This is a genomic window from Petroclostridium sp. X23, assembly GCF_030013905.1.
Lineage (GTDB): Bacteria > Bacillota > Clostridia > SK-Y3 > SK-Y3 > X23.
Genome location: NZ_CP124862.1, coordinates 740,631 through 761,208 on the forward strand (window position 1 = coordinate 740,631; position 20,578 = coordinate 761,208).

Annotated in this window: 18 protein-coding genes; 2 read left to right on the plus strand and 16 right to left on the minus strand. The window is 37.5% G+C overall.

The genetic code is table 11. The features are described from left to right. Positions 1 to 15 precede the first annotated feature (15 nt). A complete protein-coding gene (locus QKW49_RS03685; RefSeq protein WP_282866217.1) occupies positions 16 to 1,074 on the minus strand; it encodes a TRAP transporter substrate-binding protein in 1,059 nt (352 codons plus the stop codon). A gap of 414 nt (positions 1,075 to 1,488) precedes the next feature. Between QKW49_RS03685 and QKW49_RS03690 the strand changes: the two genes are divergently transcribed. Next, the gene (locus QKW49_RS03690) at positions 1,489 to 2,778 is read left to right on the plus strand and encodes an IS110 family transposase (protein ID WP_282866218.1); all 1,290 of its coding nucleotides are present in this window, start codon (positions 1,489 to 1,491) and stop codon (positions 2,776 to 2,778) included. Positions 2,779 to 3,007: 229 nt separating this feature from the next. Here QKW49_RS03690 and QKW49_RS03695 read toward each other — a convergent pair whose 3' ends face one another. The 15 genes from QKW49_RS03695 to pta form a co-directional block, all read right to left on the minus strand. Next, on the minus strand, positions 3,008 to 4,036 hold the full coding sequence (locus tag QKW49_RS03695; protein ID WP_282866219.1) for an alcohol dehydrogenase catalytic domain-containing protein: 1,029 nt from the start codon (positions 4,034 to 4,036) through the stop codon (positions 3,008 to 3,010). A 536-nt stretch (positions 4,037 to 4,572) separates the two neighbouring features. Beyond that, entirely contained in the window at positions 4,573 to 5,289 is a 717-nt protein-coding gene (locus QKW49_RS03700) for a FadR/GntR family transcriptional regulator (protein ID WP_282866220.1), read from the minus strand. A 301-nt stretch (positions 5,290 to 5,590) separates the two neighbouring features. Further along, a complete protein-coding gene (locus QKW49_RS03705) occupies positions 5,591 to 6,802 on the minus strand; it encodes a transposase (RefSeq protein WP_282863267.1) in 1,212 nt (403 codons plus the stop codon). A gap of 234 nt (positions 6,803 to 7,036) precedes the next feature. Beyond that, a complete protein-coding gene (spoIVA, locus tag QKW49_RS03710) occupies positions 7,037 to 8,515 on the minus strand; it encodes a stage IV sporulation protein A (protein ID WP_282866221.1) in 1,479 nt (492 codons plus the stop codon). Positions 8,516 to 8,738: 223 nt separating this feature from the next. Then, positions 8,739 to 9,764, minus strand: coding sequence for an NAD(P)H-dependent glycerol-3-phosphate dehydrogenase (locus QKW49_RS03715; RefSeq protein WP_282866222.1), 1,026 nt, complete (start codon positions 9,762 to 9,764; stop codon positions 8,739 to 8,741). Positions 9,765 to 9,776: 12 nt separating this feature from the next. Continuing rightward, positions 9,777 to 10,373 (minus strand): glycerol-3-phosphate 1-O-acyltransferase PlsY, encoded by a 597-nt coding sequence (gene plsY, locus QKW49_RS03720; RefSeq protein ID WP_282866223.1) that lies wholly within the window; start codon positions 10,371 to 10,373, stop codon positions 9,777 to 9,779. 4 nt (positions 10,374 to 10,377) lie between these two features. After that, positions 10,378 to 11,700 (minus strand): ribosome biogenesis GTPase Der, encoded by a 1,323-nt coding sequence (der, locus tag QKW49_RS03725; protein WP_282866224.1) that lies wholly within the window; start codon positions 11,698 to 11,700, stop codon positions 10,378 to 10,380. Positions 11,701 to 11,719: 19 nt separating this feature from the next. Further along, on the minus strand, positions 11,720 to 13,048 hold the full coding sequence (locus QKW49_RS03730) for a DUF512 domain-containing protein (protein WP_282866225.1): 1,329 nt from the start codon (positions 13,046 to 13,048) through the stop codon (positions 11,720 to 11,722). A gap of 133 nt (positions 13,049 to 13,181) precedes the next feature. Next, positions 13,182 to 13,376, minus strand: coding sequence for a hypothetical protein (locus tag QKW49_RS03735; protein ID WP_282866226.1), 195 nt, complete (start codon positions 13,374 to 13,376; stop codon positions 13,182 to 13,184). A 5-nt stretch (positions 13,377 to 13,381) separates the two neighbouring features. After that, positions 13,382 to 14,272: a YIEGIA family protein gene (locus QKW49_RS03740; RefSeq protein WP_282866227.1), complete on the minus strand. Its 891-nt coding sequence runs from the start codon at positions 14,270 to 14,272 to the stop codon at positions 13,382 to 13,384. A 180-nt stretch (positions 14,273 to 14,452) separates the two neighbouring features. Next, positions 14,453 to 14,632 (minus strand): 50S ribosomal protein L32, encoded by a 180-nt coding sequence (gene rpmF, locus QKW49_RS03745; RefSeq protein WP_282866228.1) that lies wholly within the window; start codon positions 14,630 to 14,632, stop codon positions 14,453 to 14,455. Between the two features lie 35 nt (positions 14,633 to 14,667). Continuing rightward, positions 14,668 to 15,177 carry a DUF177 domain-containing protein gene (locus tag QKW49_RS03750; protein WP_282866229.1) on the minus strand — a complete coding sequence of 170 codons (510 nt, stop codon included), beginning with the start codon at positions 15,175 to 15,177 and terminating at the stop codon, positions 14,668 to 14,670. Positions 15,178 to 15,520: 343 nt separating this feature from the next. Further along, a complete protein-coding gene (locus QKW49_RS03755) occupies positions 15,521 to 16,621 on the minus strand; it encodes a sugar kinase (RefSeq protein ID WP_282866230.1) in 1,101 nt (366 codons plus the stop codon). Positions 16,622 to 16,851: 230 nt separating this feature from the next. Beyond that, positions 16,852 to 18,051, minus strand: coding sequence for an acetate kinase (locus QKW49_RS03760; RefSeq protein WP_282866231.1), 1,200 nt, complete (start codon positions 18,049 to 18,051; stop codon positions 16,852 to 16,854). A gap of 14 nt (positions 18,052 to 18,065) precedes the next feature. After that, the gene (pta, locus tag QKW49_RS03765; protein WP_349239072.1) at positions 18,066 to 19,088 is read right to left on the minus strand and encodes a phosphate acetyltransferase; all 1,023 of its coding nucleotides are present in this window, start codon (positions 19,086 to 19,088) and stop codon (positions 18,066 to 18,068) included. A gap of 216 nt (positions 19,089 to 19,304) precedes the next feature. Between pta and QKW49_RS03770 the strand changes: the two genes are divergently transcribed. Further along, a complete protein-coding gene (locus tag QKW49_RS03770) occupies positions 19,305 to 20,552 on the plus strand; it encodes a nucleotidyltransferase (protein ID WP_282866233.1) in 1,248 nt (415 codons plus the stop codon). The last annotated feature ends 26 nt before the right edge of the window (positions 20,553 to 20,578 follow it).

Genomic DNA, 20,578 nt, shown 5'->3' on the forward strand with positions numbered 1-20,578 from the left:
AAAGAAGGTATGATGTTACTTTGTATTTACAACTTTATCAATCAGATCTTTTCCTACAATAGGCTCAAATTTTTCCCATACAGGTTTAACGGCTTCTTTAAATGGAGTTAAGTCCGGTTCGACTACGATATTGCCATTGTCTTTCAACTTTTGCTTGACATCTTCACTTTGTTCTTGGAAAGTCTTTCTTTGGAAATCTCTTGATTCTTCCGCTGCTTTCTGAATAGCATCTTGCTGTTCTTTGGGAAGTTTATCCCACAGTTTTTTACTAATCATCAACGGAGCCGGATCATAGATGTGACTTGTTAAATTGATATATTTCTGAACTTCATAGGTTTTTGCAGACCAAATATGTATTAACGCATTTTCTTGCCCATCCATTACATCCTGCTTTAATGCGGTGATAACTTCACCCCATGCCATCGGGAATGAATCTGCCCCCATCGCTTTTAGCGTATCAAGATAGATTTCAGCTTCTGGCGTTCTTATCTTTAATCCTTTTAAATCTTCGGGTTTATTAATTTCTCTTTTATTATTGGTTACCTGTCTAAAGCCGTTTTCATAAGCGGCAAGATATTTTATACCGTTTTCTTCCAGCAATCCAAATAGCTCTTTTCCGATTTCTCCATCTAAAACTTTATATGCATGTTCTGCATCCCTAAAAATATATGGGAAACTAAAAACAGACAGTTTTTTCTGATAATTTTGCGTAACCCCTGTGCCGGTTAAAGCCATATCAAGTGTTCCCATTTTTAAGCCTTCCAACATGTCTCTTTCATTTCCTAATTGTGATGAAGGGAAAACTTTCACTTCAATCGTATCGTTTGAATACTGTTTCGCTAACTCCGCAAACTTTTCCAACCCTAATTGATAAGGATGATCTTTCGCCAAAACATGCCCGACTTTGATAGTTACTTTTTTAGCCGGTTCTGGTTTTTCATCCGTTTTATTATCGGATTGTTCTGCCTCGCTTTTAGTATCTCCTGATTCATTGCTTGCTTTTTGGCCTCCGCTGCAAGCCACCATACTTAGTGCCAACACCAGCACTAAAACCATGCATAGCATTTTTTTCATAAATATTCCTCCTAGTACAATATAGTTGTAATCAATCAGCAACACTTTAGTTGCTGGAATTACCAAATCTTAATACTTAACATAACTTTGAACATATCGTATCTAAACCTTAAGCAAATCAATAGGCTTCTCACCTTAGCCTACTGCCAGTATTTGGCTGGCCTGTACCTTGACAATCATGTATAATGCTTTTCGGACTCGGAGGGTTGATGGAATTCCTCCTGGGACGGCTCCTCATGGAGACGACTACCCGTAATTAAGACTGTCTATCCATTCCGGTAAGTTTACATGATTTGGCTGGTTGAGGCCGGCTTTTTAGCTGGTTCCTCGTGTCACATGCTAGGTTGCATACTTACAGGAGTAGGAATGGATGCTCCATTGTCCACAATACAAAAAAATGAAGGAGGCTTTTTTATGAACCAGGTTCCTGTTACCGGGATCGATGTGGGTAAGCGGTTCTCAGAGATGGCAATTCTCTCACCTTCAAATCAGGTGTATGCCCGCATCCGGATTAACCATGATGCCTATTCCAACTTTGACAGAGCCTTTGAGCTCCTTAGAAAAGCAGAAAAGGAGTTTGAAGCAAAGCCTGTCGTCATCATGGAATCCACCGGCCATTACCACAAAATCCTTTTCCAAACCCTCACGAAGAATGGATATGAGGTTTGCGTCATAAACCCCATCCAATCTGATTCTATCAAAAATATTCGGGTTAGGAAAGTAAAAAATGATAAAGTGGATGCTAAGAGGATTGCCTTACTGTACCGTTTCGGACAGCTTAAAACCACCAATATTCCTCACGAAGACATAGATTGCCTAAGAAGCCTTTGCCGCCACTACTACAAGCTTTCTGACCAGCTTACTGCCTATAAGAACAGGCTCTTGGGTATTGTTGACCAGCTTTTCTTAAGCTTTACCGAAGTCTTCAAGGATGTTTCCTCCTGCACTGCACTAGCGATTCTTGAAAAATATCCTACACCTGAGGATATCCTCAAAGCCGATAGACAGAAATTGATTTCTCTTATACAAAAGACCGCCAGGAAAAACATTAAATGGGCTACAGGTAAATACGAATCACTTTGTTCCAAGGCCAGCAACTTCAAGCCTTTGAGCATTAATTCCATTGCCAATGCTGCAATGCTTAAAGCCAATATTGTCATGATTAAAACCTTGATGCAATCTCTGGATGCAGCCGTTGAAGCTATCCACGAGCTTTTGGACAAGGATGCTTCAAAGGATATGCCGGTTCTATCTTTGACGATCGAACTACTGTGCTCCATCCCCGGTATCGGACTACTGACTGCAGCTACTATTATAGCTGAAATCGGAGATTTTAGTGCTTTCTCCAAGCCGGACAAGCTGGTTGCTTACTTCGGTGTAGACCCCTCTGTTACTCAATCAGGTCAATTTGAAGGTACTGAAAACAAGATGTCCAAACGGGGTCCTAGATTGCTTAGACGAGTAGTTTTCACGACCGCTCTGGCTAATGTACGTAAGAAACGTAATGGCCAGGAACACAATCCGGTATTGTATGAATACTACCGAAAAAAATGCCTAAGTAAGCCTAAAAAAGTAGCACTAGGTGCAGTAATGCATAAGCTGGTTTCAATCATCTTTGCTGTTCTCAGAGATAGAAAACCATTTGTTTTAAGAATGCCTGAAGAACATGCAAAAATGCTTATAGCAAAGAATTCAGCGGCTTAATACATACATGCTCAATGTTTAGTTTTCAATGTCCAGAGACCGGCTATTTTATGTTTACCAAAAGTAGGTGGTTTTGTTGTCATGCCTATATTCAAGGCACTTGCTTTAAAATATTTTTAAAGAAAATTTCTTAAAACCTATTGACAACAATTAGCTGGTCTTAAATATTTTTTGTATAATCAAATTTTTAATTATACACCTTTTTATTTTTTAGATGATTAAATGAAAATCAGTAGCGAATAAGTACTTTGATAACATTTTCCGTCTTTTTATCTACCGTTTCTATACCTTGGCTTATGTCCTTTATTGGAATGATCTTAGAGATAAATAAAGATGTGTCAAACATATTTGCAGCTATCGCATTTGCAGCTATTTCAAAATCATACCTCGTATACATATTGGAACCAATTATATCAAGTTCTTTACTTTGAACATATGATACTTCCGTTTGAGGATTTTTTCCGAAAATGGCGATTTGCGATATTTTTCCTCCTCGCTTTGCAATTTTAAAAGAGTCATTTAATACAGATTCTACCCCGATCGCTGTAAAAACGATATCCACTCCTTCTTTGTCTGTTTTACTTGAAACAAAATCAGTGATGTTTATTTTCATTGGGTTCATTACAAATGTACATCCAAGCTTTTTAGCGATCTCCAAATTATATTCAGAAATATCGCTCATAAATATTTTTGCAGCACCTGCGGCTTTAGCTGCCAATAAAAGACTAAGACCGATGGGGCCTGCTCCCATAATCGCCACAGAATCTCCTAATCCCACTTTTGCCTTTCTGACTGCGTGAACACCTACGGCTAGCGGTTCTATCAATGCCCCTTGCTCGAAAGTTACATTATCCGGCAGCTTTATCACAGTTCTCTCAGGTACGACAATATATTCCCCAAAAGAACCCGGCCATTCTGGCGTACCCAATACTTTTTTAGATACACAGATATTGTAATGCCCTTCAGCACAATTTCTGCAAGATCCACAGCCGTAATGAGGTTCTACTGTTACCCTATCCCCATTATCAATTTTCGTTACACTTTTACCTACTTTCACAACAGTTCCCGCCAATTCATGACCGGATATCACAGGAGGGATTCGAAATGGATGTGTGCCATGATACGCATGTATCTCCGAACCGCATATGCCTGTTACCCCAACTTTAATTAATACTTCATTCTCTTTTTTTATCTCAGGCATTTGCGCATCTTCTATGTACTTTATTAAGTATGGTCTTTCAATAACAGCGGCTCTCATTATTCATTACCTCACTTTTTTAATATTACAATCTGTTACTGCAAATATATTCTTCTTTGTTGCTAACACCTCCTATGTTGCTCAACACTTTTATAACCTCCTTACTTACAGCGTAATTTTTATTAAATATGATAAGCTATCCACTTAATCAAGTAGTGACGGATACAGCCAATGTTCAATGTAGGATGTTGATTTCTAAACAATCATTTAGTTTATATTTTTTTGATCAAGTTAGAAAGTTGATAAAATATAATCTTTTAATATAAAGAAGTAAATCCCTTGGTAAAAATATAATACATCCTATAAAAATGTATTATGTAAGATATGTATGCTAGAAAAGACCTAATTATTACTGCAATGTACTTTTATTCCTTTATAAAATATAACATAATTTCAATTATATGTCAATAAATAATCATAAATCCCCAATAATAATTTGATTTGATCTTCATTTCATTTGAATAAATGCTTTTCAGCGCTGGAAGCATTTATTCATAATAACCAATATCCAATGTAGGACAATTATAGCTAACATGTCATTCTACATTTTGTTTCCAAACTGTATAACTCATTTCGATTACATTTCTTATGTTGTCATAATCTTTTTGCTTAATAAGGGATAATATTTTCTCATGTGTTTCAACAAGAAATCCCGGATTATCCGACTCTAAAATATGCTTGACGGTCTTTACCTGTGAAGGTGTTGTCAATCTGATAATAATATCACCGATCTTATTCATTAAAGGATTGCGCGTAATTTGAATAACCTCCTTATGAAAAGCAAGATCAATATCCGCTATTTTTTCATAATCCTTGTTTTCTTGGGATACTTCCTTTATTAATTCTGAAACAATATCTTCTAGTCTTTTTATATCCTCTACACCGACTTTTTGTATTGCCAATTCCAATATGCCTACTTCAAAGAACCTTCTCAATTCGATTACGGCAGCCGACGAATCTTTCTCCAGAATAAGATAATATACCAATGGATCAATCATTTTTTCTGAAAATTTACTAGATACGTATGTACCGTTAGGCCGTATGATTTCCAACACACCTAATGCAGTTAGGATTTTGATGGCTTCTCTGATTGAGTTTCTGCCAACGCCAAAGCTTTCACTCATCTCTATTTCAGTAGGTATTTTGTCTCCCGGCTTTAATTCCCCTCCAGTAATAGCGTCTGTAATTCTCTGAACCACCGTATCCACAATGGATTTATTTCCTATTGGCTTTAAAAAGTTCTTTTGTCCCATATTTACTTTTCACTTCCTCTTTTAAGGTTATTTCGTTGTATATTTGTTCTTATCTTAGTACATTAAAAATTTTACATATTACAAATCCTACCATTTATTATAACTCATATTTAGAATAATGTAAACGAATTGTAATTGAGGATATTTCATAATTCAAAAATCAAGAATGTGGATAATTCCTACTGATATTTTTGAAATTGTGCAAAAAAAGGTTAGACTATCCTTACAATAGATAGTTATCCACAACTATATAGTTTTGAAATTAAGAAATATCATCTCCTGTTCCTTGATAATTAAAATACTAAGCTGCAATATTTTTTGATTGTTCTGCTTTTGTAATTCTTGTAGCAATAATTGCAATGCAGGCTAAATCCATGAATACTTTTGCTTTTTTTAGCCCTGCTACACGCAGATTGTTTAAAGCATAGTTTTCTTTTCCATCACCAAAAAAGCGTTCAACGGATGTTCTTTCATCATATAGATTGTCCCATGCTTCTGTTCCTCGTAATGGATAAGATATAAACCGTGGATTATCCTTAATTTTAACTTTGCCAATGTATCCTGATTTTGTACTCGTACACCAACTTGAACCCATAGGACAATTGGCTTTTCCGCAAGCGTGGGGACATAATAACCGAATGGTTCCATTATCATTTCCACCATTCACATACGGATAATTCATGGTGCAAACAAGTTGACCTTCCCAGTTAATGCCTTCAGGTGGAGTTTTCGTATTTCTCCAGTTAATTGGCATAATAGCTTGAGCACCAAATGATACAGCATGTTGATAGATAGATGGTATATCATAGCCTGTATCCATAATGTAGTAAGATGGTTTGAATAAGTCTTCATAATCTGCCTTAAGCTTATTCATTAGTGGTATTGCCATTACCATATCTGCAACATTTGCAGGGGTTATGATGTACCCTAATGGGATTCCGCTTGTTGTATCTACTACAGCATGCATCTTCCAACCAAACCATTTTATCATATTGCCATTGGTATCTTGCTTGGCACCCCAGTGAGGAAACTCTGGATTGTTTTCTGGTATTTTTGATTTTGGTACAGCATGCTCAAAGGCATCAATTTTCGATGCATCTATTGAGACATGGGAACCATTAATAAGTCCCAAGGTTTTGGCTCTACGAACCATTCTCTGAAAAGTTTTTTCAAGTACATCGGTTTTAGAGAGCTTTTCTATAAACCTAGAGAAAGTTGAAGCACTAGGCGTTTTGCCAATAGTATCAAACCCGCAGGTTACTCTTAAAACGGGGTCTGTTTTCAACCTTTTAACTAATGCTTTAATAGTAGGTATTTGATCTATTTGCATTGCAAGTAAAGCATTGAGCAAGCTGGTATACGCAAATCCTTTAGGACCACGTTTGCTGACATCAATTTTAAAAGTTTCAAGCATAATTGAATAATCAATAAATGTTAAAACAGCTTGTAATTTTGTTAATGGTTGAATTTCTATAATTTGCTCTAAAGTAAATAATGTTGTTTGCCGATTCATAATTCGTACAACGTTTACTCCTTTCTGTGGATTGTTTGGACGAATTATTTATCGGATTGGGGTAAACTATTTTTTATGCTTTTTTCTAACCTTGTGTTTTCAAGGATTAGAAATTATGAAATTAACTCAATTATGAAATCACTATAAAATTATCAATGGAATGTTGTTTTAATTGATGCTAAAAGAAGGCAGAAAAAAGTGCAATTTATAAAAAATTGCACTCAAAAGGTTTAGCTAAAGTATTATACAGATTAAACCTCCACTACCTTCATTAATAATTTTTTGCAATGTTTCCTGCAGCTTAAGCTGCGCATCTTCAGGCATTCTATGCAGCTTGTTGTGCAATCCTTCATTTACAAGCTCATGCAGTGATTTTCCGAATATATTGGATTCCCAAATCTTTCTCGGGTCTACTTCGAACTCTTTCAATAAATAATGTACCAGTTCTTCACTCTGCTTTTCAGTACCAACGATGGGCGAAACTTCCGTCTCAATATCTGCTCTGATCATATGTATAGAGGGTGCGCTCGCCCGCAGTCTTACTCCAAATCGTCCGCCTTGTTTTACAATCTCCGGTTCGTCAAGACTTAACTCGTCTATGGTAGGCGTAACCATTCCATAGCCTTTTTGTTTGACTTCATGCAATGCAAAAGAGATTTTATCATACTCTTTTTTAACAAAAGACAATTCCTTCATCAGCGTAATCAACTTATCTTCACCATCGATATCAAAACCGGATGTCTCTCCTAATATCTTATAGAATAATCCTTCGGGTGTGGCGATATCGACCAATACGGTCCCTTCTCCAAGACTAATCTTGTCGAAATAGATTTTTTCGATATATTCATAATTAGTTAGAGAGGCCATAGAGTTCTTCACTTCTCTAATCTTAGTTACTTTGCTGACTGCTTGCTTGATTGAGTCCATCATTCCCATTCTGAGCCAATGGTCACTGTCCAGTGCATCTACCCATTTAGGTAAATTGATACCTATTTCTTTTACCGGAAATTCGAACAATGCTTTTTCCATCACCGTATTGATATCATCTATATTTAATTGTGCACAATTAACAGCTATTACAGGTACGGCATATTTGGTTTCCAGGTCTTCTCTCAGTTTCTGAACCTCTGCATCATGAGGCTTTGTAGAGTTAAGAAGCATGATAAACGGTTTGTTGATCTCTTTTAATTCTTTCACCACTCTGGCTTCTGCTTCTATGTAATCTGCTCTCGGTATATCGGTAATACTTCCATCGGTGGTTACTACCAGCCCGATAGTTGAATGTTCGGTAATTACCTTCCGGGTCCCTATTTCTGCGGCTTGGTAGAAAGGAATCTGTTCTTCAAACCACGGCGTACTTACCATTCTAGGAGCATTATTCTCGATATGCCCTAATGCACCATTTACGATATATCCGACACAATCTATCAACCGGACATTAAACGTTGCATTGTCTCCTAAAACAATTTCAACAGCTTCATTGGGAATGAACTTGGGCTCGGTAGTCATAATGGTCTTACCGGCTGCGCTTTGAGGCAGTTCATCTCTAGCTCTTTCTTTTCTGTAGCTGTTTTCAATATTAGGTATCACCAAAAGATCCATGAATTTTTTAATGAAGGTTGATTTTCCCGTACGAACAGGGCCAACAACACCAATATATATATCACCTTCTGTCCTTTCGGCAATATCCTGATATATATTGTAATTTTCCATTTTTGAATGCCCCCTTTTCTTACAATGTCTAAAAAAATTTTGGTAGTGGACAATTTATTTACATATAATACTGTACTAGTACATGTTTATCAATATATATATATTGCTCTTTGTCTATCTTTATTACAAAATAAAAAAAATAATGTTAACAAAATCATAATAATATATCATAAAAAAGTGGACGCTGCAATTGCAACATCCACTTCTAAGTTTAAAAATATTTTTACCAATTATAATTATTCATCACGACTTCTTCCATCTCATGTGTCTTACTTCTCATCATCAAATCCACAACTGCGGCTTTAGGATTCTTATTTTCAAATAATACACAATACGCTTCATTCACAATGGGCATTTCAACGTTATTTTTTAAAGCCAATTTATATGCAGCCCGCGTAGTATTGACTCCTTCTACAACCATATGTACTTCTTTTAACGCTTGTTCTAAAGTCTTACCCTGCCCGATCAAAATACCTGCCCTGCGGTTTCTGCTGTGCATACTGGTACAGGTTACGATCAAATCTCCAATGCCCGAAAGACCGGCAAAACTTTCTAACTTTGCACCCATCGCAACACCAAGGCGCGCAATTTCAGCGATCCCTCTTGTCATTAGAGCCGCTTTTGTATTGTCTCCAAAGGACAAACCATCACAAATCCCGGCTGCAAGCGCAATAACATTTTTCAAAGCACCGCCTAACTCAACACCAACGATATCCGGGTTGGTATATACACGAAATTTGGGATTCATAAAGACATCTTGAATAAATTCTGCGGCATCCCTATGTTTCGAAGCGGCTACACACGTTGTAGGAATATCTCGTGCTACTTCTTCGGCATGACTTGGTCCCGATAATGCCACAACCTTAGCATGAGGAATGACATCATTAATGACTTCAGACAGCCTTAATAGTGAGCTTTCCTCCAACCCTTTTGATACATTGACAATGACTTGCCCATCCTTTACATATTGCTTCATATTTTCTGTTGTGGCGCGAACTGCATGAGATGGAACCGCGGTTACTATAACATCAACATCATCAATGCATTCTCCCATATCCGAAGTACATGTTACATTGCTTGGGATAACAATTCCGGGAAGAAACTCAAGATTTTCCCTTGTTTCAGCCAATCTTAGAGATTCTTCCTTCAGCCATGACCAAAGATTGACGGCATAACCCTTCTTACTTAACATAATCGCAAGAGCGGTACCCCAGCTTCCGGATCCAACTACTCCAACCTTTACACTCATGATTATTTCCCCCTAGACTTTTACTTTAGAGCCTATCTTAGATTCAGTTCCTTCAAATAGTCTCTTAATATTTTCTTTATGCCGATAAACAGCCAATACTGCAATACAAAAGGCAAATATAATAAATTCGCTTCCTCTGTTATCCATTAGAAAAACTACAACAGGATATAAACCCGCACCTATGATTGAACCGAGTGAAACATACCTCGTGATAGCTATAATCGCGATAACAAGTAATAATAGTATAAGTCCGATTTTCCAGTTTACCATAAATACTACAGCAGCAGAGGTGAGAATCCCTTTCCCGCCTTTAAAACCAAAGTACACAGGGAAATTATGCCCGAGCACACATGCAACCCCGGCAGCCAGCATGCCCAGATCCCCAGCTATATATTTACCGATAATAACACCTATAACCCCTTTTAAAACATCTCCCAGTAATACAACGACGGCTGCCGATTTTCCTAAAGTCCTCAGTGTATTTGTCGCACCTGCATTACCGCTTCCATAATTTCTGATATCTACATTGGCCCACAGTCTTCCGACTAAAATAGAACTATTAATGCTGCCCAGCAGATATGAAATGATTGCTGCCAAAACAACCTTCATATTTTCACTCCTTTGACCTCTCTCTTATAATAAATCTAACCGGTGTTCCCTCAAGACCAAAAGTATTTCTGATTTGGTTCTCAAGATATCTTTCATATGAAAAATGCATCAATTCCCTATCATTCACGAATATTACAAACACAGGCGGCTTTACAGAAGCCTGGGTTGCATACAAGAGCTTCAATCTTTTTCCTTTATCGGATGGAGGTTGAACCTTTGCAGTTGCTTCATTAATGATATCATTCAGCATTCCGGTTGAAATCCTGGTAGCATGCTGTTCTGAAACATACTTAATCAAATCAAACAGTTTTTCAACCCTTTGCCCTGTTTTAGCAGAAATAAACGCAATGGGTGCATAAGTCATGTAACTAAGCCGGTCCATCACATCCTGTCTAAAGTAATGCATGGTTTTATCATCTTTTTCTATAAGGTCCCACTTATTTACCACGATAATAGACGCTTTTCCTTGCTCATGGGCAAAACCGGCAACTTTCGTATCCTGTTCGGTAACCCCTTCCGACGCATCCACCATGATGAGGCATACATCCGCACGCTCTACGGCTGTTAAAGACCTTATCACGCTATATCTTTCAATATTCTCATAGATCTTGCCTTTTTTTCGCATTCCTGCCGTATCGATAAAAACATATTTCTGCCCGTCTTTCTCAAAAGAAGTATCAATAGCATCTCTGGTGGTTCCCGGTATATCGCTGACAATGACCCTTTCTTCTCCTAAAATCTTATTGATCAAAGAAGATTTTCCCGCATTAGGCTTACCTATTACAGCGACTTTGATTACATCTTCTCCATAGTCTTCTGCTTCTTCATCAGGAAAATGCTCCGCAATCTCATCCAGTGCGTCCCCTATTCCAAGTCCATGTACTGATGAAACAGCCAAAGGTTCTCCCAGCCCCAGATTATAAAACTCATATAATTCCATAGGCGGTTCTCCGATATTATCCACTTTATTACAGATCAAAACTATAGGTTTACCTGATCTCTGAAGCATGCTGGCGACATCTTTATCTGAAGCTGTCATTCCTTGTTTCACGTCGACTATAAACATAATGACATGTGCTGTTTCAATTGCTATTTCTGCTTGCCGCCTCATTTGCGCCAATAGTTCATCTTTGCTTTCCGGCTCAATCCCCCCCGTATCTATAATGGTGAATTTCCGATCCAGCCATTCTGCCTCCGCATAGATTCTGTCTCTGGTAACACCGGGTGTATCCTCAACAATTGATATTCTTTGTCCAACAATCTTGTTAAATAATGTTGATTTGCCAACATTAGGCCTTCCTACGATTGCAACAATAGGTTTTGCCATTATAATACCTCCAACTGTCTTAATTAATAAGTCCAAGAATTTTATCTATAAAATCAAATCCGTTATTTTCAACTAGTACGACTTTGATACCTAACGCCTGTTCTACATCATAAATGCTCACATCATCCAAAAATACGTCCCTGTCACTTCTAAGCATTGTAACCGGCATCAGCAGCTCACTGCCCAGTTGCTTTCCTTTTAACTGCTTTATGATATCGCCGCCTGTAATCAAACCAGCTACCGTTACATTGTCTCCAAAATAGGTGTTTTTGATAGTGAACACATTTACTGTCAAACCATTTGTTCTTAGCTGCAGCTCATCTGCTAGGGATTGGATAAAAGCTTTTGCCGACGTTCCGGTTGCTATACTAATACATCTATTTTCAGCTCGGATAGGCTTTTTTATTCTATTGATTCCGATATCAAACTCTTCCCGCATAGAAGCAATTAGCCCTACCCCATTTTCGATTTGAGGAAACCCTTCATAATGCTGTGCCGGTGGGATGGACCTGGATGCCATAATATAAAACTCATCCGCAAGATAAACCATTCTTGAACCGTGTTCATCCAAAAGCTTATCTTGCCAATCTTCAACTTGAGAAATTACTTTTAAAGAAGATTCCTTATCAAAGGGCTTGAGTACAGGCAGATGATCTCTATGGATCGTTAAACCTACAGGAACAATCGAAACGCTGTGCACATTAGGGTAAAATGCTGCAAGATCGGCAATGGTTCTATCCAATTGTTCGCCATCATTAATATCTCTGCACAGAACGATCTGGCAATTCATTGTTATTTGAGCTGCACTGAGTTTGCTCATCTGCTTCAAGATGCCTGCCGCCTCTTTGTTGCCCAACATTTTCACTCTAAGCTCCGGATTTGTAGTATGGACCGAGATGTTAATAGGACTTAGCCGGAAACGGATAATTCTATCTATGTCGCTGTCCGACATATTGGTTAATGTCACATAATTGCCTTGTAAAAAAGATAATCTCGAATCATCATCTTTAAAATACAAGGTTTTTCTCATATCTTTAGGCAACTGATCAATAAAACAAAAAATGCATTTATTTGAACAAAATCTCGCTTTATCTATAAGAGGATTTTCAAACTCCAATCCCAGATCTTCATAATCTTCATTGAATATAGATACATATTCAACCTCACCATCTGCTTTGATCACTTCCAGTTCCAGCTCCTCATCGCTGGTCAGAAATTTATATTCCAGTATATCATTTATCTTTTCACCGTTTATTTTACTGATAATATCGCCCGGCACAATGCCTGCTTCTTCTGCGATACTTCCTTTTATTACCTGCTTGACAATTGCATCAATTTGTCTGCTCAACCTCTATTACTCCTTATTTATGTAGATACTATTATTAAATATATATAATACGACTTGCATAGTAAACCTATTATAAATTTACATTAATAGTATTACTTAAAACAATATATAAGTCAAGCATTAATTGATTTATTTAATGCTTGACGATAACATAAACACCATTTTCAAGATTGTGTGCCATTCCCATTGTAACTTTTGCTAAATAGAGTGCCAGCTTTTCGCTCTCACTCTCATCTTCAGAATAAAATACCGGTGCAAATCCACTCTGTACTTTATCCCTGTGATGTGTAACCACCGCAACAATAATATTCTGAATATCTATGCCCATTTCTATCACTCCTTCGAATAAGCGGCCCCGGATTCACTAGGTTTCCTTCTTGAACTTTCAAGTACCGGAGCATATCTGACAGCTCTTAATAATGCCTTCTCATCTTGTATTGACGGATAAAACACTACCATCAAATTTCCGTTGTTAATATTACGTCTAGCCAAAGGAGTAAAATCCGGCTCATCTAAGTCTTTTTTTATACCTACCTGCGCTATGGCATCATGGATAATCGCCTGCCTCTGACCGATATTCGATAATGTAATACTGGCATTTTCATCAACAGGTTCCAATACAACAGCTATACCCGTCTTAATAATCCTTTCTCTTGCTTCCTTCAAACCCACGTTCATTATCACAACATCATCTACATACAGCAGCGCATTTTTAAACCATATTTTTCCAATACGGACTTTTGCAATATCCTGTATCTTTTGGCCTTTCATAAACAATTTTAAGATGATTAATACGACCATCCCGCCAACAATCCCAGCTACTATTTGGTCAAATATGTACAGTAACATAGAAGTAGCCAAAGAGGTTATAGCCACAATATAGTTGCGTGCTTCAAAGATCTTAGCGATTTCTTCAATATATGATTTCCCTCTTGGAACCAGCTCATAATCTTCAATGTTATTAAGATTTTCCCGCTCCATTGTCCTAATATTTCTAAATTGTTCTGCTGCAAGGGCAAGAAATGTTACCGCCGCGAAATCCTTTGCGATTAATGCGGGAACAGCGATGGAGCCTAATGCCGCCCCAATAAATCCAAAAGTTAGATGCATAATCACACCTCTTGGATAACTGGGATACTGTCTATAATCTACTCTCAATAAATAAAATCTTCCTAATGTGCCCATTGCTATACTAATTATAAAATAATCTAAAAAAGTATTCAAAAACTTCACCATCCTGATTACGGTATCCTTTATATATTTTCCAACAAAAAATAAAGTATACACGCAACAAAAAGTGACAGAGGACGGTTATTTGACACCAATTGGTGTCAAATAACCATCCTCTGTCACTTTAAAATAAAAATAGAGAAGATCTCTCTTCTCTATTTTTATATGAATTCATTAAGCGTCAACTTTTACTACTTCCTTATTCTTATAATACCCACACTCACCACAAACTCTATGAGGAAGCTTAAATTCATGACATTGCGGACACTTCACCATTCCCGGAATAGCAAGTTTCCAATTAGCTCTTCTCTTATCTCTTCTCGCTTTGGATGTTTTTCTCTTAGGTACTGCCATTATTACACCTCCTTAACAAATAATTATTGAGGCAATTACTCTTTTTGGTTAAGTAATTTTTTTAACACTTCAAACCGCGGATCAATATTATTGTTGGTACAATTGCACTGCTCTATGTTCAAGTCTGCTCCACATGCAGGACATAACCCCTTGCAATCTTCAGAACACAAATACTTGACCGGTATGTTCATTAACGTATTGTTGACTACAATTTCAGTAATATCAATACGGCTGCCTTGAAAGCGAATAGTATCTTCATCTTCTCCATTGTTTCCTGCATCATTAGTCAGGTTTTCATGTATAGAAAAATCAAAATCCTTTTCCAATTCTTTCATGCATCTAAAGCAGTTAACTTTTACACTTCCTGTAATTTGAGCATCTAGTTCAAAAACATTTTCTATTTTATGAATACTGCCTTTCACTTGAACAGGTTGTAAAAAATTATACAATGACCCCATGAACTCTACCTTGCCAATATTAACAACTGAATCAAATTCTAATTGCGAACTTTTACTCGTAATTATATCAGATAAATCTATTATCATAGAACCACCTCAATAGTCAACAAATGATATTATACTAAGTTATACAACTTTTGTCAATATTAAAACTTTATATTTCCGTCACTTTACTATGATAGTCATCGATAATACACTCACTCTTTGTGTATAATGTTCCAATTACATGCATATTATGCATCATAATAAGCCAAAATCGTCCAAGAATGCTGAAAAAGTGCTTGATTGGTCAGTCGCAAAGCACGGGGACGGAGCTTCAGCTTCACCAAAACCAGGTGCAGCAGTAGCTCCGTCCCCATTCTTCACTCCTTCTACGTGCTAAATCGGGATTCTTCAATGGTTTCAAACCGTCCCCCGTCATAGGTATCTATTATCTTTGGACTCTGGCGCTTCCGCCCTTCATAAGATTCTCAACCTCTTTAAGACTCGCCATAGAAGTATCTCCTGCGGTAGTCATGGCAAGAGCACCATGAGCTGCCCCATAGTTTACAGCTTTTAATGCGTCATCCGTTGTGATCAGGCCGTATACAAGTCCGGACGCAAAACTATCGCCTCCGCCGACTCTATCCAGTATTTCAAGGCTGTCATATTCATTCGCCTTATATACTTCCCCGTTAGCCCAGCAGATTGCACTCCAGTCATTGATTGTCGCAGACTTCACCGTTCTTAACGTTGTTGCTACCACTTTAAAGTTCGGATAAGCTTTAACAACTTGATTTATCATTTTCTTATAACCGTCAAGATTCAGCTCTTTCAGATTTTCATCATTTCCTTCAACCTCAAATCCAAGGCATGCGGTGAAGTCTTCTTCGTTTCCGATCATTACGTCAATATATTTCGCGATTTCTTTATTTACTTCCTGCGCTCTTGCTTTTCCTCCGATATGACTCCATAGAGACGGTCTGTAATTCAAATCGTAAGATACGATAGTACCGTATTTCTTAGCAATCTGAACTGCTTCAATCACTACATCAGGAGTAGTATCGGACAATGCCGCAAAGATCCCTCCGGTATGGAACCATCTTGAACCCAATTTACCGAATATGTATTCCCAATCTATATCACCTTTTTTGAGTTGTGACGCGGCAGTATTGCCTCTATCCGAAACACCAAGAGCACCACGTACACCATATCCTCTTTCGGTAAAGTTAAGTCCATTACGAACATTTCTTCCGATTCCATCATAAGGAATCCATTTGATCAAAGAAACATCCACGCCGCCTTGCATGATAAAGTCTTCAACCAATCTTCCTACTTCGTTATCTGCAAATGCAGTTACAACTCCAACATCCATATGAAAACATTTTCTTAGTCCACGGGAAACGTTATATTCTCCACCGCCTTCCCAAGCTTTGAATTCTCTAGCGGTCTTTATTCTTCCTTCACCCGGGTCCAACCTTAACATAATCTCTCCCAGAGAAATACAATCATATTTACAACTTTCTTTTGGTTTTACATTTAAAATAGGCATAATACTAAACCCCTTTCAAAATTTAATTGCTTCAATAGTACCATATCAATAGAATCATAGAACAACTCAAAAACGTTTCATCATTTGAAACATCGTTTCATTGTATTTCGTATTTTTATTTTATACTACTTTAGTTATTTTTTCAATATTTATATACAAAAATTCATTATATTTATCGAAAAAAAATAAAGGCTTCCGATGAAGCCTTTATTTCTAATGGTATATATTAATTATGCTTTTTCTACAAGTTTTCTTGTATCCAGTGCAATCATTAATTCTTCATTTGTAGGAATTACAAGCGTTCTTACTTTTGCATCTGCTGTACTGATATCAATTTCCTTACCTCTGATTCCATTCTTTTCTTCATCAATTTTTATGCCCATAAATTCCAGATCGTCAACAATCATACCTCTCACTTGTACACTATTTTCACCAACACCGGCAGTAAATACGATTGCGTCAACGCCTCCCATAACGGCCGCATATTCTCCAATGTATTTTTTCACACTATAGGCAAATACGTCTAATGCTAATTTTGCTTTATCATTTCCATCATTGGCAGCAGTGAATATGTCTCTAAAGTCACTGCTAACAGATGATAGCCCAAGAACTCCCGACTTCTTATTTAAAAGACCGTCTACTTCCTTTGCCGAAAGATTTTCTTTTTCCATTATAAATTTAACAATGGCAGGATCAATATCTCCCGATCTTGTTCCCATTACGACACCGGCAAGAGGAGTGAATCCCATACTTGTATCTATGGATTTTCCATTTTTTACAGCAGTAATACTGGAACCATTACCTAAATGGCAAGTGATAATTTTCAATTCTTCTATTGGCTTACCAAGAAGTTTTGCCGCCCTCTCAGCTACATATTTATGAGATGTACCATGGAAGCCATATCTTCTGATTTTATATTTTTCATATAACTCATAAGGTAAAGCATAAAAATATGCTTGCTTTGGCATCGTCTGATGGAAAGCTGTATCAAACACAGCTACCATAGGCACACTAGGCATTGCTTCCTTGCATGCTTCAATCCCGGAAATAGCCGGCGGATTATGAAGCGGAGCCAAATCGATGCATGCTTCAATCGCCTTCATAACATCTTCATTAATAATAGCAGACGCATTAAACGCCTCTCCGCCATGTACCACTCTATGCCCAACAGCGGCAATTTCATCCATCCCATTAATAACGCCATGATTTTTATCAACAAGTGCACTAATTACCAATCTGATTGCATCGGTATGGTTTTTCATAGGCTCAGCAATTACAACACTGTCTTTATCTTTTGGCTCATGTTTTAATTGAGAACCTTCTATGCCGATTCTCTCACAAAGACCTTTCGCCATAATCTCTTCATTATTCATATTTATTAGCTGATATTTTAATGAAGAACTTCCTGCATTAACAACTAATATTTTCATTCCTCACAACTCCTTTATTTGTTTTGTGCTTGTACACATGTAATAGCTACCACACCAACGATATCTTCCGAACTGCATCCTCTGGATAAATCATTTACAGGTTTAGCGATCCCTTGAGTAATAGGACCGTAAGCTTCTGCCTTCGCCAGCCTTTGAACCAGTTTATACCCGATATTTCCTGCATTTAAGTCAGGGAATATTAATACATTGGCAGAACCTGCAATCTTGCTATCCGGTGCTTTGGATTTTCCGATTTCAGGAACAATCGCTGCGTCCAATTGAAGTTCACCGTCTAATGCCAAGTCCGGTCTCTTTTCCTTAGCCAGCTTAGTAGCCAATTGAACCTTGTCAACCAATTCACTCTTCGCACTTCCATATGTAGAATAGGAAAGCATACCTACTTTTGGTTCTGCTCCAACCAGTGATTGGAATGATTTTGCAGAAGAAATCGCAATTTCAGATAGCGCTTCAGCATCAGGATTTTCAACCAAGCCACTATCACCAAAAATAAATATGCCATTTTCGCCATATTCGCAATCAGGAACAACCATAATAAAGAATGCGGATACCAGTTTAGTTCCCGGTGCTGTTTTTACAACCTGCAGCGCTGCTCTTAACACGTTTCCGGTAGAATTGATTGCTCCGGCAACCATTCCATCGGCATCATCGGATTTAACCATCATAGCGCCAAAATAAAGTGGGTTCTTCATTGTTTCTTTTGCTTTTTCCAAAGTCAATCCTTTTGCTTTTCTCATTTCATAAAAAGTATTTGCATAGGCTTCAAATTTATCAGATGTTAAAGGATTGATTATTTCCGCTTTAGAAATATCGATATCCCCGGCAACCTTTTTAATCTCATTTTCATCGCCTACCAATATAATATCAGCAATATTTTGCTCTAATACCATAGAGGTAGCCTTTATGGTTCTTGGTTCCGCACCTTCAGCCAAAACTATTTTCTTTCTGTCGGATTTTGCTTTTTCAATTACCTTTTGCATAAAGTCACTCATACTAAATAACTCCTCCCGTAAAATCATATATTACCGTTTGTCCGCTATTTTAAAATTACAAAATATTTTGTAGTGTTTAAAACAACGAACAAATCCATATCCTATTATATATGATTTGATTTTTGTATACAATATCCTTAAGTCAATTTATTAAAAAAATATTTAATAATATCGCATACTATATTGTTTGTATTTATTATAAATGCTATGATACATATATTATTTTTTCTAAAGGTGATGCATATGAAGGTTGTCGGACTCATAACCGAATATAACCCTTTCCATAACGGACATAAATACCATCTGGAGCATTCGAAAAGTATAACCGGCGCTGATTATACAGTATGTGTGATGAGCGGAAATTTTATTCAAAGGGGTGAACCCGCTTTATTGAATAAATGGTCCCGAACAGAAATGGCACTTTTGAATGGTGTTGACTTGGTGGTGGAACTTCCTGCTTGTTATGTGCTGCAATCAGCAGAGTTTTTTGCCTTCGGAGCCGTTAAAATACTGGATAGTATGAATATTGTCAGCCATATATGTTTTGGCAGCGAACATGGTGAAATAGAAGTACTTGAGAAGATTGCGGCGATATTGGCAGATGAGCCCCCGGAATTATCGCTGTCTATCAAAAGCTTTCTTGCCGGCGGCATCAGTTTTGCCAAAGCCCGGGAAAAAGCCGTAATCAGCTATCTCAACAGCCAATATTGTGAAAAAACCATTCAAGATATTATGGCTTCTCCAAACAATATCTTAGCCATCGAATATATAAAAGCACTACATAGGTTAAACAGCACAATTCAACCTTTCACCATTAAGCGCTTTAAGACCGGGTATCACTCTTTGGAACGCGAAGATGACATCGCCAGCGCCACTGCAATCAGGAACATGTTACAGCAAAAAGATGGAGTTATGGATGTAAAGTCCTATATCCCGTCTGCTTCCTATAAGATTTTATGCAATGAGATCAGTACCGGCAGAGGTCCGGTTTTTATGGAATACTATAATAGTGCTATCCTTACACAGCTGCGCAAACTAAGCAGTAGCCAAATTAAGCATTATCCCGATGTGAATGAAGGGTTGCAAAACAGGATTGCTGACGCCGCGTTAAAATTCGGTACATGTGAAGAAGTGATTGAACATATTAAGACAAAAAGATATACACGTACCCGCATCCAGAGAATCCTGTTTGATGTGCTGTTTGGAATGACGCAGAATATGCTGGAAGTTTTTCAACAGTCCGGCGGCCCTCAGTATATCCGCGTTTTAGGAATGAATGATAACGGTAAAAAGCTGCTTAAAATAATGAAAAAAAAGGCTTCTCTCCCTATCATCACCAAAGCTGCATCATACAAGCAATCCTGCAATCCTATAGCAAAACAAATGATTGCACTGGACTTTTTAACGACCGATTTGTATACCCTTCACTATCCTTCTGCCGAGCAGCGGAAAGGAAGAGTGGATTACTTGACATCGCCAATCATTATATAAAAGAATGCCTAATATAGATTTTCACG

Bases quoted from the DNA above. Each gene is read 5' to 3' on its own strand.
- QKW49_RS03685 (WP_282866217.1), bottom strand. From the start codon at position 1,074: ATGAAAAAAATGCTATGCATGGTTTTAGTGCTGGTGTTGGCACTAAGT.
- QKW49_RS03690 (WP_282866218.1), top strand. From the start codon at position 1,489: ATGAACCAGGTTCCTGTTACCGGGATCGATGTGGGTAAGCGGTTCTCA.
- QKW49_RS03695 (WP_282866219.1), bottom strand. From the start codon at position 4,036: ATGAGAGCCGCTGTTATTGAAAGACCATACTTAATAAAGTACATAGAA.
- QKW49_RS03700 (WP_282866220.1), bottom strand. From the start codon at position 5,289: ATGGGACAAAAGAACTTTTTAAAGCCAATAGGAAATAAATCCATTGTG.
- QKW49_RS03705 (WP_282863267.1), bottom strand. From the start codon at position 6,802: ATGAATCGGCAAACAACATTATTTACTTTAGAGCAAATTATAGAAATT.
- spoIVA (WP_282866221.1), bottom strand. From the start codon at position 8,515: ATGGAAAATTACAATATATATCAGGATATTGCCGAAAGGACAGAAGGT.
- QKW49_RS03715 (WP_282866222.1), bottom strand. From the start codon at position 9,764: ATGAGTGTAAAGGTTGGAGTAGTTGGATCCGGAAGCTGGGGTACCGCT.
- plsY (WP_282866223.1), bottom strand. From the start codon at position 10,373: ATGAAGGTTGTTTTGGCAGCAATCATTTCATATCTGCTGGGCAGCATT.
- der (WP_282866224.1), bottom strand. From the start codon at position 11,700: ATGGCAAAACCTATTGTTGCAATCGTAGGAAGGCCTAATGTTGGCAAA.
- QKW49_RS03735 (WP_282866226.1), bottom strand. From the start codon at position 13,376: ATGGGCATAGATATTCAGAATATTATTGTTGCGGTGGTTACACATCAC.
- rpmF (WP_282866228.1), bottom strand. From the start codon at position 14,632: ATGGCAGTACCTAAGAGAAAAACATCCAAAGCGAGAAGAGATAAGAGA.
- QKW49_RS03750 (WP_282866229.1), bottom strand. From the start codon at position 15,177: ATGATAATAGATTTATCTGATATAATTACGAGTAAAAGTTCGCAATTA.
- QKW49_RS03755 (WP_282866230.1), bottom strand. From the start codon at position 16,621: ATGCCTATTTTAAATGTAAAACCAAAAGAAAGTTGTAAATATGATTGT.
- QKW49_RS03760 (WP_282866231.1), bottom strand. From the start codon at position 18,051: ATGAAAATATTAGTTGTTAATGCAGGAAGTTCTTCATTAAAATATCAG.
- pta (WP_349239072.1), bottom strand. From the start codon at position 19,088: ATGATTTTACGGGAGGAGTTATTTAGTATGAGTGACTTTATGCAAAAG.
- QKW49_RS03770 (WP_282866233.1), top strand. From the start codon at position 19,305: ATGAAGGTTGTCGGACTCATAACCGAATATAACCCTTTCCATAACGGA.